A 15,510-nucleotide genomic window follows, 5' to 3' on the forward strand; every position below is an offset into this window, starting at 1 on the left:
AATGAAAACTAAAATTTTAATACTGGCGGCCATATCATATTCTTTGGTCGGATTTTCACAGAAAAATGAAATAAAGACTGCAGAGAAAGCTTTGAAATCTGGTGATGCTATTGCTGCAAAGGCGGCTATTGAAAGTGCATCAGGCATGATAGGTGGAGCTGACGATAAAATGAAGGCAGAGTATTACCTGTTGAAAGGGAATATTTATAAAGATTTGGCCCAAAAAGGTGATGCCGCGGCTTTTGATGTAGCCATTGAGGGGTATAATGATCTTATTGCATTGGAAGCCAAAACAGGAAAACAGAAATACACTGCTGAGGCCCAACAAAAACTAACTGCTATTACAGCAGATTTGGTAAATTCTGCGGTAACTGACAATCAAGAGAAGCGATACAAAGAAGCTGGAGAGAAATTATACAAGAGCTATAACCTGAGCAAGAACGATACCATTTATCTTTATTACGCTGCTAGTAGTGCGGTAAACGGTGGTCATTATGAGCAGGCGCTTACCTACTATAATGAGTTGAAGGATCTTGGTTACAACGGTAGCGAAATGAAATATTCCGCTGTCAACATTGAAACTGGTGAAGTTGAGGAAATGGCCAAGAATCAAAGGGATTTAATGGTGAAATCGGGAACTTACAAAGATCCAAAAGACGAAAGAACACCTTCTAAGAGTTCAGAGATCGTTAAAAATATTGCATTGATCTACACGCAATTGGGTCAAGATGATAAAGCTTTGGAAGCTTACAAGGATGCTAGGGCCAATGATCCAACCGATGTAAACTTAATTTTGAATGAGGCTAATTTGTATTTCAAATTAGGTGACAAGGAAAAATTTAAGGCTTTGATGTCTGAAGCTGCTGAAGTTGCTCCTGATAATCCAGATCTTTTTTACAATATCGGGGTAATCAATATGGAACAAGGAAATTTAGAAGCTGCAAGGGATGCTTACAAAAGAGCATTGGAGATCAATCCAGGTTATGTTAATGCCCAATTGAATTTGTCCACAACCTATGTGAACGAAGGAAACAGTATGATCGATGACATGAACAAATTGGGTAACTCCAAGGCTGATATTGCGAAATATGATGTCTTAAAGAAAAAGAAGGATAGCCTATTCAGAGAAGGAGCTACTGTTTTGGAAGATGCATTAAAATTAAACCCTGATAACCAAGGGATTTTAACGCAGTTGAAGAACATCTACGGCGCCTTGGGTGACAATGAAAACTTCATGAGACTTAAGAAGTTGTTGGGAGAATAGTTCCAATAACACAAAACATAAAAAAAGCCTTCGAATTTTCGAAGGCTTTTTTATTTATATAATTTTCTTGATGACCCGGAGTTGATGGGTATAGCTTCTGGTTTCCGTATTAAAAATTCCCGTATGGTCTATGCGATCTATTCTTACCTTGCCCTGCGCGTGGATTACATAGTTGTTTTGCATAATGATACCTACGTGGTCAATAACCCCATCATTATTGTCAAAAAATGCCAGATCCCCTGCTTCGCTTTCTTCTATAAAACTCAGGGGCTCTCCTTGAGTGGACTGTTGGGCCGCTGTGCGTAGGAGTTGGTGCCCATTTATTTTATAGACCATCTGGGTAAGTCCAGAAGCGTCGATGCCAAATGGTGTTTTACCGCCCCATAAATAAGGGGTGTTCAAATAAAGAAGGGCCGTATCCAATAACGTGCTCTTTTCTTTGATGCCTCCTATAAAGTTACCCTCAAAATGGTGGGAAACCAAATCTATATTTTGGATAGTGGATCCAAGGACTATGGGAATGAGAATGTCAGATTCCGTACTTACAAAGGAAACGAGATCCGCGGTGTTTTTAATATCCGGATTGGTATGCGCCTGTTGGTAAACTTCCTCTGAAATAAACAGGAATTGATTGTTGCTGACCCAGCCTTCGGTAGCATCAAAGGCAATGCGGATCCTGCTCCAATGTTTGCGATGTTCCAATACCTTAAAATGGTCCCCATACAAAAGTTGGGTGACCATTTCACTGACATCGTCGGCAATTGCTCTTACAGGAACAATACTAAGGTGGCAAATACCGTATTGCATAGATTTGCTTTACAGGAATATATTATTTTTTCTCCAATACAATTGCAGAAGCACCACCACCACCGTTACAAATAGCTGCTGCACCTATCTTACCATTGTTCTGTTGCATTACACTTAAAAGGGTGATGATAATCCTTGCACCGGAACATCCCAACGGATGTCCTAAGGAAACAGCACCGCCGTTTACATTTACGTTTGCATCCGTTAACCCAAGTATCTTCATATTGGCCAATCCAACTACTGCAAATGCCTCGTTGAATTCAAAATAATCTACTTGGTCCTGGGAAATACCTGCCTTGGCCAAGGCCTTTGGTAGGGCTTTGGATGGCGCTGTTGTGAACCACTTTGGTTCCTGAGCAGCATCGGCATAACTTTTTATGGTCGCAAGTGGCTTTAGATTTAATTCTTTTGCCTTATCGGCACTCATTAGAACCAATGCTGCTGCTCCATCATTAATGGTAGAGGCATTGGCGGCGGTTACGGTACCGTCTTTTGAGAAGGCGGGACGCAAGGTTGGTATTTTATCCAATCGAACGTTTTTGTACTCTTCGTCTTCACTTACTATAATAGGTTCCCCTCTTCGTTGTGGTACTTCTACCGGAACTACTTCATCATTGAACTTCCCAGCCTTCCAAGCCGCTGCCGATCTCTCGTAGGACTGTACAGCAAAGGCATCCTGGTCTTCCCTTGTAAATTTATATTCAGTAGCACATGCGTCGGCACATGTGCCCATCGCGTTTTGATCATAGGCATCTACCAAGCCGTCTTTTTGCATGCCATCAATCAAAGTGGCAGGTCCAAATTTATGTCCATTTCTCATATGCACATAATGCGGTATGGAACTCATGTTTTCCATTCCTCCCGCTACTATGATAGAAGCATCTCCCAAAGCGATACTTTGAGCCGCTTGCATTACGGTCTTCATCCCGGAGGCACATACCTTATTGATGGTAGTACACGGCACGGTATCTGGAATTCCGGCAAAAATAGCTGCTTGTCTGGCAGGAGCTTGTCCTGTACCTGCCTGCACTACATTACCCATTAAAACCTCTTCGACCAGTTTGGGGTCTAAATTGATTTTATCTAAAGCCCCTTTGATGGCTATGGCGCCTAATTTAGGAGCTGGAATACTGGATAAGGCCCCCATAAAACTGCCTATGGGAGTTCTCGCAACAGATACAATAACTACTTCTTTCATGACTATTTTTATAAATGATATTGCGAAATTAATAAATTAAAGTGCAAAGAACATGGTTCTCTTGGTAAAAGCCTTTTATAAATATATATTTTTCTATTTTTGGTGGAGATACCAAGATATATGAGGAAATTTTTAGATCGGCTTTATAAAAATCAATCACTCATATATAAGTATATTTTATATGCTGTCTCAATTTTTTTGGTCGTATTCTTTTTCCCTAAGGGAGGCAAGTTTAAGTATGAATTCCAAAAAGGCAAACCATGGCAGTATGATAATTTGTACGCTCCATTTGATTTTTCGATCAAAAAAACGGACGAGGAGATCGCCATGGAAAAGCTGAATATCCAGAATAACCTCATTGATTATTATGCTTTTGATGAAGACTTGGAAAAAGAAGTCTATTATGCTTTTGAAAGAAAGTTCGATACCATCTTTGCGGGATATAAGTTAAAAATGGGTCAATTTACCTCCTTGAAAAAGGTGGGTTATGAAATTCTTGATGAAATCTACGCAAACGGGGTTCTTAAGTCCAACGGCATAACTACTAAAAAGACCCTTTATTTGGTTAAGGGCAATGAAGCCCGTCGGGTTAATATGGACGACTTCTATAGGCTTCAGGATATATCGGGCCTCGTTGATCGCGATTTAAGCAAAAGAGGACTTAGTAATTATACATCCGAATATCAAGAACTATTTTTCAATATCATAAAGCCCAACGTTTTTTATGATGAAAATCTATCCCAAAAGGAGCTGGAGAATGAGTTTTCGGAGCTCTCTACTACCCGTGGCAATGTAGATGAAGGGAAGCTCATTATTGTTAAGGGGGAAGTTGTAGAGGCTGATAATTTTAAGATTCTCAACTCTTTAAAGGAGGAGTATGAATCTGAGTTATGGGCAGCCAATAATTATTATTTTATTCTCTTTGGATATACGGTCCTGGTAGCTCTGGTCTTGTTGATGCTCCTATTGTTCCTAAAAAAATACAGACCTATAACTTTTAAAAACAATACCAAGGTCACATTTATTTTCTTTAATATATTATTGATGGTGTTTGTGACCACCTTAGTGGTCAAGTACGATGAAACCTATGTCTTTGTGGTTCCGTTGTGTATTCTTCCATTGATCATAAAGACCTTTTTTGATGCGCGCTTGGGTTTGTTTGTGCATGTACTTACGGTACTTATATTGGGATTTGTAGTTCCCAATAGCTTCGAATATATATTTCTTCAGATTATGGCGGGTATCGTGACCATTCTAACGGTGTCTGAGCTATATAAGAGGGCCAATCTATTTATTTCCGTAACAGAGATTACCCTTATCTATATGGTTGGCTATTTTGCCTTCCATATTATCCACGAAGGCAATTTAGAGGATATCCATTGGTTGGTATTTGGGTTGTTTTTATTGAATGGAATGATTACGCTTTTTGTGCAACCCTTGATCTATATCTATGAAAAAATCTTTGGATTGGTCTCCGATGTTTCCCTTCTAGAGTTGTCAGACACCAATTCCAAGCTTTTAAAGGAGCTTTCCAATAAAGCTCCCGGCACCTTCCATCATTCCCTTCAGGTCGCTAATTTGGCCGAGGCTGCTGCCAATGAGATTGGGGCGAATGCCATGTTGGTTAGGGTAGGGGCCTTGTACCATGATATTGGGAAAATGAACAATCCCACTTATTTTACGGAAAACCAGATCACCAATGTGAACCCCCATAATGAATTGCAGCCTTTGGACAGCGCAAAGATTATTATAGACCATGTTATAGAAGGAGTGGAGATTGCAAGGAAAAACAACCTTCCTGACCGTGTCATAGACTTTATAAGGGTACACCATGGAACCACCTTGGTCTATTATTTTTATAAAAAACAAATGGAATTGGAAGAAGGGGCGGACGAAAAGGATTTTAGATATCCGGGGCCTATACCTTTTTCCAAAGAGACCGCAATTTTAATGATGGCCGATTCTATAGAAGCGGCATCCAAAAGTCTTAAAAATCCGACATTCTTGATCATCGATGAGTTCGTGGATAAGATAATTTCGGGCCAAATGAATGCAAATCAGTTTTTAAATGCCAATATTACCTTCAAAGAAATAGAGACCATAAAGAAGGTATTGAAACAGAAACTCATTAATATCTACCACCTTAGGGTTGAGTACCCCGAATAGATTTTAAGGGCGAAAAATATTCCGATAAAAAAAATCAAAAAATAGTTGCGTTCTAGGATATGAAAAAGTACATTTGCAACCGCATTTTTATATGCGCGATCTTAAAGATTATTGGAGAGGTGCCGGAGTGGTAACGGAGCAGATTGCTAATCTGTCGACGGGTAACTGTCGCCAGGGTTCGAGTCCCTGTCTCTCCGCTTTTTTTCTTTTTGATTTGACATATTGACATATCCACATTGTCGGTTTTCGGGGTGTAGCGTAGCCCGGTTATCGCGCCTGCTTTGGGAGCAGGAGGCCGCAGGTTCGAATCCTGCCACCCCGACAATGGTCGCGTAGCTCAGCTGGATAGAGCATCTGCCTTCTAAGCAGACGGTCCCACGTTCGAATCGTGGCGCGATCACAAGAATATCAAGGCTTTCAGGAAACTGGAAGCCTTTCTTGTTTTAGGTCATCAACCATCTAAATTGGATTTTCATACCGAACTATTATTGATTATTTCTAGATATTTCTCTAATAAGTCACCTTTACTTTTTTTCTTTTTGATACATCCTCCATGTTCTTCAGTGAATTATCGATGATGTAAAGTCAGATTCTTCAGACTACATCGGTCTAATTATGGCAAACGCGGACAAACAAATATCTAAAGGCCGACAATAATTTAGTTTTATATACTTTTACCTGAACTGCTAAGTGAAATACTAAGTCGACATGAAATTGAGATTATTGTTTCTACTTCTTGTAATAAATTTTCCCATTTTATTAAGTGGGCAGGAATTGCTGCCACCAATCCATAACTATCCAATTTTTGAGTACAATGCCGCAAGTCAGAATTGGGGACTTGCAGTTAATGAAGATGGAGAGTTGTTTGCGGGTAATAACAAAGGCTTGCTTCATTTTAATGGGGAACAATGGAATTTATATAAACTACCAAATAAGACTGTTATTCGTTCCGTAGTCATTATTGGGGACAGAATATATACTGGTTCCTATGAAGAATTTGGATATTGGAAGAAAAACGATAAGGGCTCATTGCAATATTATTCACTTACCCATTTAATCAAGGGTCATACCTTTAATAGTGAGGAATTTTGGCAGATAGTCCCAAGTGGTAAAAACGTATATTTTAGATCTTTTTCCAGAATTTATAAGTACCATGAAGGTGAAATACAAGTAATAAACCCACAAACAGTTGTTACCAATATAGTTGCTTTTAAAGATGAATTATTAGTAGCTGACAATTATAGTAGAATTTATAGGCTAGATCAAAATGAGTTAATCCCAATAATTGATAAGGAACAGTTGGAAAATGGTAATATCGTAGATCTGGTTCAAATTAAAGACGGTCTTCTCATTGGCACAAAACAAAAAGGCTGTTTTCTTTGGAAGAACAATGAGCTTGTCCCTTGGGGCAGTCAGTTGACTCCTCTGTTAAACCAACATCAACTTAATAAGATCTTTGAGCTCTCCAGTGGTAAGATTGTTTTTGGCACGATTAAGCGAGGGATCTACATATACGATAGCACTACAGATAGGGTAGATAATATAAACAGGGAGACAGGACTGCAAAATAATACAGTCCTATCTATGATTGGCTACAAGGATCAATTATGGCTAGGGCTGGATAATGGGATAGATCGACTACAGTTAGATACTCCTATAACATATTATACCGATGATACAGGAGTCTTGGGGACGGTGTATGATATGGCTTTTTATAAGGGTACTTTATTTTTGGGTAGTAATACTGGGGTTTACTATTTTTTGAATGATGAACTCAAATTTGTAAAGGGCTCCCAAGGTCATGTTTGGGATTTGCAAGTTATAGGTGATGAACTTTTTTGTGGGCATAATTCCGGTACGTTTAAAGTAGGTAAAGATAAATTTGAAGCAGTTGTCGGGTATTCTGGAGGGTATACCATGGTAAGAATCCCTGAAAGGTCAACTACCTATTTACAAGGCACCTATAATGGAATAGTGCTTTATGAAAAGGAGGATAGTGGCAACTGGAAAGTTAACCGTGTTACAGGATTAAATTTCCCTATAAAACAGCTATGTTTTGAAAATCCTAATACGATATGGGTGGCTCACCCATACAAAGGACTTTATAGAGTTAAGTTTGGCAAGGACTACGCCAGTATAAATAAGGAGGATATTCAGCAAATAGATCAAAAGGAGATTCCAAATAATTATAACGTTAAGTTATTCAACATAAAAAATCAAATCGTAATTCGAAGTGATGGTCATTGGTTTAAATACGATCCTATTCCAGGTAAAATTGTCGAGTTTACAGAATTTGAACCATATGCAAACAAGGACCTTGTAAGCTTTGATGAAAACCATTTTTGGTTTGTAGACAATGACGATGACAAGGAAATAATGCATACCGATCTGAAAAACGAAAAGTTAGTGATCGCTGGAAATCAAATGGTAAGAAGATTGGTTCCAGATTCTGAAAATGTCTTTAAATTAAATGATTCCATCCATTATTTTACCCTTGCAGATGGTTTCGGCAAAATAAACCTTACCAAATTAAAAGGGCAACTAGGCCGCAATGAAATACCTTCCCCAAGGTTAAGCTTTTTTAAGGCCCAAGATTCCTTACTTCCCATTTTTGATCAGCCTATTTCAATTAATTTTAAATCATCCAGAGAAATAACAATTCAGGTAGCTTCGTCTATTTTGGTTCAACCTCGATATTATTATGAATTAAAGGGAGCCGAACAACAAGCAAAATATACGGATAATGGCACCCTTAGTTTTCAAAACCTCCCTTTTGGAAGTTATACCCTTAAGGTTTATACCGTAAACATTAATAATGAAAAATCATTACCCTTAATGATTTCCTTCGACATAGCACCACCTTGGTATTGGTCAGATTTCAGCATTGTTGGCTATGTGTTATTGATTTTTTTGATGTTGTTCTTAATAAGGAAATACAACCGTAGGAAATTAAAGAAAGAACAAGATAAGTTAATGGACCGGATGCATAAAGAGCAAGAGGAGCGGTTGCAGGAACTGGAAAAGGAAAAATTGGCCAAGGGGATTAGGCAAAAGCAGAAGGAACTGGCCGGAAGTATATTAAATGTCACCAAAAAGAACGAATTAATATTAGAGCTAAAGAGTATCCTATTGTTGAATAAGGAAAAATTCAGCAATCAAAAAAGGTATAAATCATTCATCAAAAAATTGGATGATTCTATTAATAATGATGATGATTGGAAGAGGTTCGAAATAAATTTCAAAGAATTGCACGAAGACTTTTTTGAAAGACTGTTGGTATCTTATCCGGATTTGACCCCTAAGGATCTTAAACTTTGTGCTTATTTGAAAATGAACCATTCATCAAAGGAAATTGCACCATTAATGGGGATTTCAACTAGAGGGGTGGAGATACATCGTTATAGATTGCGCAAAAAACTAAACATGGATGGGGACCAAAACATAACAAACTTCCTAATTACCTTTAAATAAGTGTCATAGGCCTTAGGTGCAACTCCTGCCCAGAATCTTCAAGCCTTAACTTTTACACTACATCATTACTACATCATTTTGGTATTTCTTAACATAAAATTTAATTTTTAACTACAACAATCCTAGTGGATATGGGTGTTTTTGAGGCTTACACGGCTTTGATGTAGTTTTTATGTATGCTTATAAATTTTGTAAGCACATCATTTTATTAATTTAGCATTAAACCAACACAATTATTATAATATTATGAAAATAAGAGGTTTAATTTTGTTAATCGCATTTCTAATGTTCCAAGCAGGAACCTATGCACAAAACAATATTTCTGTTTCAGGAAGTGTTGGGGATGTAGATGGGATACCATTGCCTGGGGCTAGTATAGTTGTGAAAGGATCACAACGAGGAACACAAACAGATTTTGACGGAAACTTTGTCTTGGACAATGTTTCACCAGAAGCAACTTTGGTCATTAGTTATATAGGATTTATAACCAAAGAGATCTCAATTGCTGGGAGGACTTCCTTAAATATCATTCTTGAGGCGGATGCCCAAGCATTGGATGAGGTAGTATTAATAGGTTATGGTGCCATGAAATCCAAGGATTTAACCTCAGCTATTACCACGATTAAGTCGGAAGAACTTTCTGCTACACCAACCGGACAAGCCATGCAGGCATTACAAGGTAAGGTCGCAGGGCTACAGGTAATCAGTAGTGGTGGACCAGGACAATCCCCAACTATTAGAGTTAGGGGTATTGGTTCGTATGACTCTGGAGCTTCGGGTCCATTATACGTTGTTGATGGGATGTTCTTCGACAACATCGATTTTTTAAACACCTCGGATATTACTTCCATTTCTATATTAAAGGATGCATCTGCAGCGGCCATTTATGGTGTTAGGGCAGCAAATGGCGTTGTTTTGATTGAAACTAAATCGGGCAGTTATAATAAAAAGGCCGAAATTACATATGATGGTTATACGGGATATCAAGTGGCCCAAAATGTTCTGAAAGTGGCAAATGCCGAGCAGTTCACCACCATTGCCCTGGAATCTGGATCTGCTCCCGATGCCCAGTTTATTTTGAACGCCATGCAACGATACGGTCGTAGCAGGGTTAATCCAAATATACCGGATGTCAATACAGATTGGTACAATGAAATAATGAGAACTGCTCCAATCCAAAACCACAGTTTTGGTGTCACGGGAGGAAGTGAAGATGCCTCTTATGCCATAGGAGCAAATTACTTTGGTCAAGAAGGTATTCTTAAAATGCGCAATGAATATGAACGTTTTAACCTTAGGAGTAAGATAGATTTTAAAGCCAATGACTGGTTAACTGTTGGTGCAAATACGGTTATTAGTAATGCTACAAGGTATGATGCAGAGGATTCTGCATGGAGACAAGCGTATTTTGCGGTTCCAATTTTACCCGTTTTTGATCCATTAAATACAAATGCAACCCCTACGGCATATGCTAACGCCCAGGATTTAGGGTATAGAGGGGGGCAAAATCCATTTCCAACATTGGATTTTAGCGAGAACCGTTCAAAAATCAGGAACGTATTGGCCAATTTTTATGCCCAAATTGAGTTGGTGCCCGACAAATTAACCTTTAAAACTGCGTATAACCACAATTTCGAAACTAGGGAGAAAAGGGAAGTTCGTTTGCCGTTCTTTATAGGTAATAACTTTCAGAGAGAAGATGCTTCTTTATTTAAAGGCAATGAAACATACTCCAATCAAATTTGGGACAATACTTTGACCTATACGGATACTTTCGGGAAACATAATTTAAGCATATTGACCGGAGGATCTTTTAGGGACGAGGCTTTTGAACAATTGAGGGCAAGAGGATTAAACTTCCCTTTATCTGGAGAAGAGGCATATTACTTAGACCTTGCACAAACAATTATTCAGGAAGACGTAGGCGATGATGGAAGAAGGGAATATGGCTTGTCTTATTTCAGTAGGGTATCCTACAACTACGACAACCGCTATTTGCTCTACGGAACTTTTCGTGCAGATGGTACTAACAAATACCAAGAAAAGTGGGGTTATTTCCCAACTGTTGGGGTAGGATGGGTATTGTCAGAAGAATCTTTTATGGATAACAACGGAGTTTTCGATTTTCTTAAGTTAAGGGGAAGTTGGGGGCAACTAGGTAATGATAATGTACCGGGAAGTGAAGGTTCCATTACATCACAAGTGGTAACAACTGCGCTTGGAGACACCTTATTTAGTGGGGTAAGCACCAGTAGTGATTTTACTTCCTTAAAATGGGAGGTCACAGAGGAGATCAATGGTGGTATTTCTGCTAATTTATTTGACAGTCAATTATCCTTGGAAGCAGATTATTATGTAAGGGACACTAGGGATGCCATTATACCAGTGCAACGCCCATTAATTCCAGGAAGTATAAGAAAAAATGTAGGGGAAATTAGAAATTCAGGATTTGAGATTGCCCTAAATTGGAATAAAACGGTCAATGATAATTTTACCTATAGCATTGGAGGTAATTTCTCTTCCCTTAAAAATGAAGTACTAGACCTTGGAGGGCAACCTTTTATTGATGCTGGAACCGCAGAATTTCGCCAAAGGTCAATAATAGGAGAATCTATCTTTGCCTTTTATGGTCGTGAAATAAATGGAGTTTACCAAAATGATGCAGAAATCCAAGCAGATCCGATAGCTGTGGCAAATAATCTGGTACCTGGAGATTTCAAGTACAAGGATTTAGATGGCAATGGAGAAATTAATGATGATGACAGAACCGTTTTGGGCTCATTTTTACCTTCCTATTCTTTCGGATTAAACTTTGGACTTGCTTATAAAGGCTTCGATGTGTCTGCCAGTGCAATTGGTCAAGGTGGGAATAAAATATTGAACCGTAAAAGAGGTGAGGTGATTTTTACCAATGACACCAATATTGACAGGGATTTTGCAATCAATCGTTGGCACGGGGAAGGAACATCCAATAGTTACCCATCCGCAGCGGGAATTAGAAAAGGATGGAATCAAAAATTAAATGATTATTTTATAGAGGATGGGGACTTTTTTAGAATCCAGAATATCACCTTCGGATATACCATCAACAAAGATGGATCAAAACCTGGCTTACCGAATATAAGGCTCTATGTAACGGCAGAAAAGCCATTGACAGTCTTTAGATACAACGGGTTTAATCCTGAAGTGGCCAATGGAGTAGACAATCAGACCTATCCTATTCCTTCTGTATACACTTTTGGAGTTAACATTAAAATTTAAAAAAATACACGTATGAAACTGTTTACTAAAAATATCATTTTAACCCTTATGGCAGCCGCAGGATTTGCCATGGTTGGGTGTACTGACAAGTTGGATGAACCGGAATTGAACAATAATTTTGCGGGAGGTACAGATTTTACCAAGACGGCAGATATGAAGCTTTCCATTATTGGGGTGTATGAAGCGTTTCAATCCAGGGGATGGGAACAGCCGTTATTGATCTCTGTTAGGGGCGATGATGTAAATGCCGGAGGCCTTGGGGATCAACAAGATTTTGCAGAGACAGATCTCTTCAATTACAATAAGGATTACTGGATGTACAATTCCCTGTGGGAAAATATCTACGTGGATGTTATTTCGGCACACACGGCGATGGAACAAATAGAACGGTATCAAGAATTTGCTGATGAATCTGGGGTTGCCCTAGGGAATCAGTACATCGCTGAAGCAAAGGTTTTGCGGGCGATGATGCTTTTCAATATTTCTCAGGTTTGGGGAGATGTATTCATTACTGAATCGTCTGATACTGGAGCGCTTTTATCTCTAACAAGTGTGCCAACACAGCAAGAGGTAATGCAGCATATTTCTGATCAAATGGATGAGGCTATTCCTTTCTTAACGAATATGAGGCCCAATGAACGTACGGATCTGCCAGGTGGAGCAACCATTTATACAGCATATGCTATCAAGGCCTTGGCGAACCAAGAATTGAAAAATTACCAAGCCGTAGCCGAGGCTGCTGGCAAAATTATCAATTCAGGAGTTTTTAGTCTTTACCCAGATTATTACGAGCTGTTTAAAACACCTGGAAAATTGAGCAATGAGAGTATTCTGGATTTGCAGTATTCCGATTTTGGTCAAGGTGAGGGAGATAGTGAAAGTCATCTTTATGCGCCTTATGGTCCACAAAACTGGACTCCGGCCGTTGAAGGTGCTTCCAGCGGATGGGGCTTTTTTGAACCAAGTATGAAGTTCATTAAATTTATGTTGGACAGGGGTGAAACTACCCGTCTGGAAACCAGTGTGCTTTTTACAGATCGCGGGATAGCGGAACTACAGGCTGATCCCAATTACAGCAACCTTCCAAACTTTGTATCCAATACTACAAGGGATGGGGATATAATCAATGATTATGCCAGGGCACTTTTCGCCAGTGGGAAGCATTATATGCCTTCTAATCAATTGATCCCAGGAAGAACTGGGTATGGCAGCAATAAAAATTATTCCATAATCCGATATTCCGAAATATTGTTAATGTATGCTGAAGCTCTTGCTCAGGGTGCCAGTGGAAACGTAATGAGCGCGGATCAAGCAGTAAACCAGGTTAGGGCACGTGCTAACATGCCTGCATTATCAGGAGTTACTCTAGATCAGGTTTTGGACGAGAAATTCGCCGAATTGAGTATGGAATGGGGGAAAAGGTATTTTGATATGGTTCGTTTAAAACGATTTGATGAGTTGAGCTATGACGGTAGGACCTTTACAGAAGGTAAGATATTCCTGCCTTATCCTCAGGCTCAAGTTGACCAGTTCCCAATATTAGGTAATTAATCAAAGATTTAATTTAGACCAGATGAAAAATATAAAACAACTAATTACCATTGTTACCGTACTTTTTCTTGCTTACTCATGTGATCAGGGAATAGACGGAATAACAGAAGTTGAACCGGGAATAGATGCATCTGCCCCCGCAGTGAAAATCATATCCCCAACAGAAGGTACTAAGATAAAAGTACCCCAGGCCATCACATCCGTAACTATTGAAATTGAGGTGACCGATGATATTGAAGTAGCCAATGTGCAAGTGTTGATTGACGATGTGAATATTGGTCAATTCAACGATTTCAAGGACTATAGAAGGGTATTGATAAAGGATCTTGTTTATGATAAGGTCACCGATGGGACACATGTTTTAACAGTAAACGCTACAGATATAGAGGGAAAAACTACCGTATCTACGGTTACCTTTGAAAAGGAACCCGCGTATACCCCATTGTTTGCAGGAGAAGTCCTTTATATGCCTTTTGATGGCGACTATGTTGATTTAGTAGGTCTTAAAGCTGCAACCAAAGTAGGGACACCAACATTTGCCGGCCAGTCCGTTATTGGTGCCAACGCTTATAAAGGAGCTGAAAATGCCTATTTAACCTATCCAACAGCTGGCCTTTTGGGTACAGAATTTACAGCTGCCTTTTGGTATAAGGTAAATGCAAGCCCAGATAGGGCAGGTATATTGGTTATTGGCGACAATGCAGACGACCGTAATCAAGGATTTAGATTGTTTAGGGAAGGTAGTGGCGCCTCACAAACCATTAAGTTGAATGTGGGTACAGGAAATGGAGAGAGCTGGAATGATGGAGGTGTATTGGATGTAGCCGCAGGAGAATGGGTTCACATTGCCTTTGCAATTTCGGCCACACAGAGTACTGTTTTCTTTAATGGGGTTGAAATGCGTACAGCATCATTATCTGCTCCAATTGATTGGACAGGTTGTGAAAACATGACCATAGGTGCTGGAGGTGAAACTTTTAGTTATTGGGATCATTTGTCAGACAGAAGTCCTATGGATGAGTTGAGGGTGTTTAATAAAGCCCTAACGGCAGCGGACATTCAGAATATGATCAATGTGACCAATCCATATACCGGTAAATACGATGGGGAGATGTTCTATTTGCCATTTAATGGCGATAATAAAAACTTGTTCACCGGGCAAGAGGCTACAATTGTAGGTACGCCTGGTTTTGCAGGGGAAGGGGTAAGTGGTTCCGAAGCATACGCAGGAGCAGTGGATTCCTATCTGACCTTTCCTACAGATGGACTAACTACAGAAGATTTCAGTGCCAGTTTCTGGTACAAGGTAAATGCAGCTCCAGATAGAGCTGGTATATTGGTCATGGGACCTCCTGATACGGAAAGGCCTGAATATCCTACTGTCCAGAACCTAAGAACAAATGGATTCAGATTCTTCCGGGAAGGAAGCCCAACGAACCAAATATTTAAATTGAACGTGGGTAACGGTACTGCGGATACTTGGATCGATGGAGGGGCAGCCGCTTCTTTGGATCCAGCTACGGCAGGATGGCAACATATTGCGTTCACCATTTCTGGTACTAAAGCTATTGTTTATATCGATGGGGTTCAGGTTGCGACAGCTGATATTACGGGAGTAGATTGGACCGGTTGCGACATTCTGTCCATTGGATCAGGTGCCCCGAGATTTTCAGAATGGGGACACAAATCGGATGCAAGTTTTATTGACGAGCTACGATTGTTCAATAAAGCCTTATCCCCTGAAGAAGTCCTTACTATTAGAAACGACAATTAAAAGTAGTTCTTAAAAACG

8 protein-coding genes and 3 tRNA genes are annotated in these 15,510 nt (G+C 39.5%); 9 read left to right on the forward strand and 2 right to left on the reverse strand.

The window, feature by feature from the left end; all coding sequences use genetic code 11:
- The first annotated feature begins 1 nt into the window (after position 1).
- The gene (locus tag ABXZ32_RS12410) at positions 2 to 1,264 is read left to right on the forward strand and encodes a tetratricopeptide repeat protein (RefSeq protein WP_354618996.1); all 1,263 of its coding nucleotides are present in this window, start codon (positions 2 to 4) and stop codon (positions 1,262 to 1,264) included.
- A gap of 54 nt (positions 1,265 to 1,318) precedes the next feature.
- Here the strand turns inward: ABXZ32_RS12410 and ABXZ32_RS12415 are convergent, their stop codons facing one another.
- A complete protein-coding gene (locus tag ABXZ32_RS12415; protein WP_354618997.1) occupies positions 1,319 to 2,071 on the reverse strand; it encodes a C40 family peptidase in 753 nt (250 codons plus the stop codon).
- A gap of 22 nt (positions 2,072 to 2,093) precedes the next feature.
- Positions 2,094 to 3,269: an acetyl-CoA C-acyltransferase gene (locus tag ABXZ32_RS12420; RefSeq protein ID WP_354618998.1), complete on the reverse strand. Its 1,176-nt coding sequence runs from the start codon at positions 3,267 to 3,269 to the stop codon at positions 2,094 to 2,096.
- Between the two features lie 120 nt (positions 3,270 to 3,389).
- Here ABXZ32_RS12420 and ABXZ32_RS12425 point away from each other — a divergent pair, with 120 nt between their 5' ends.
- The 8 genes from ABXZ32_RS12425 (at position 3,390) to ABXZ32_RS12460 (ending at position 15,492) form a co-directional block, all read left to right on the forward strand.
- Positions 3,390 to 5,435 carry an HD family phosphohydrolase gene (locus ABXZ32_RS12425; protein ID WP_354618999.1) on the forward strand — a complete coding sequence of 682 codons (2,046 nt, stop codon included), beginning with the start codon at positions 3,390 to 3,392 and terminating at the stop codon, positions 5,433 to 5,435.
- Positions 5,436 to 5,548: 113 nt separating this feature from the next.
- A tRNA-Ser gene (locus tag ABXZ32_RS12430) sits at positions 5,549 to 5,632 on the forward strand.
- 50 nt (positions 5,633 to 5,682) lie between these two features.
- Positions 5,683 to 5,757 (forward strand) — tRNA-Pro (locus tag ABXZ32_RS12435).
- A 4-nt stretch (positions 5,758 to 5,761) separates the two neighbouring features.
- A tRNA-Arg gene (locus ABXZ32_RS12440) sits at positions 5,762 to 5,835 on the forward strand.
- A 308-nt stretch (positions 5,836 to 6,143) separates the two neighbouring features.
- Positions 6,144 to 8,906, forward strand: a complete 2,763-nt coding sequence (locus tag ABXZ32_RS12445) for a helix-turn-helix and ligand-binding sensor domain-containing protein (RefSeq protein ID WP_354619000.1) — start codon at positions 6,144 to 6,146, stop codon at positions 8,904 to 8,906.
- Between the two features lie 285 nt (positions 8,907 to 9,191).
- Positions 9,192 to 12,167 (forward strand): SusC/RagA family TonB-linked outer membrane protein, encoded by a 2,976-nt coding sequence (locus ABXZ32_RS12450; RefSeq protein ID WP_354619001.1) that lies wholly within the window; start codon positions 9,192 to 9,194, stop codon positions 12,165 to 12,167.
- Positions 12,168 to 12,179: 12 nt separating this feature from the next.
- Positions 12,180 to 13,718, forward strand: coding sequence for a RagB/SusD family nutrient uptake outer membrane protein (locus ABXZ32_RS12455; protein WP_354619002.1), 1,539 nt, complete (start codon positions 12,180 to 12,182; stop codon positions 13,716 to 13,718).
- Positions 13,719 to 13,740: 22 nt separating this feature from the next.
- The gene (locus ABXZ32_RS12460; RefSeq protein ID WP_354619003.1) at positions 13,741 to 15,492 is read left to right on the forward strand and encodes a LamG-like jellyroll fold domain-containing protein; all 1,752 of its coding nucleotides are present in this window, start codon (positions 13,741 to 13,743) and stop codon (positions 15,490 to 15,492) included.
- The last annotated feature ends 18 nt before the right edge of the window (positions 15,493 to 15,510 follow it).

The sequence above is a fragment of the Sediminicola luteus genome, from assembly GCF_040566555.1.
In the GTDB taxonomy this organism is placed as follows: Bacteria; Bacteroidota; Bacteroidia; order Flavobacteriales; family Flavobacteriaceae; genus Sediminicola.

Coding starts and splice junctions, on each gene's coding strand:
- ABXZ32_RS12410 (WP_354618996.1), top strand. CDS start 2: ATGAAAACTAAAATTTTAATACTGGCGGCCATATCATATTCTTTGGTC.
- ABXZ32_RS12415 (WP_354618997.1), bottom strand. CDS start 2,071: ATGCAATACGGTATTTGCCACCTTAGTATTGTTCCTGTAAGAGCAATT.
- ABXZ32_RS12420 (WP_354618998.1), bottom strand. CDS start 3,269: ATGAAAGAAGTAGTTATTGTATCTGTTGCGAGAACTCCCATAGGCAGT.
- ABXZ32_RS12425 (WP_354618999.1), top strand. CDS start 3,390: ATGAGGAAATTTTTAGATCGGCTTTATAAAAATCAATCACTCATATAT.
- ABXZ32_RS12445 (WP_354619000.1), top strand. CDS start 6,144: ATGAAATTGAGATTATTGTTTCTACTTCTTGTAATAAATTTTCCCATT.
- ABXZ32_RS12450 (WP_354619001.1), top strand. CDS start 9,192: ATGTTCCAAGCAGGAACCTATGCACAAAACAATATTTCTGTTTCAGGA.
- ABXZ32_RS12455 (WP_354619002.1), top strand. CDS start 12,180: ATGAAACTGTTTACTAAAAATATCATTTTAACCCTTATGGCAGCCGCA.
- ABXZ32_RS12460 (WP_354619003.1), top strand. CDS start 13,741: ATGAAAAATATAAAACAACTAATTACCATTGTTACCGTACTTTTTCTT.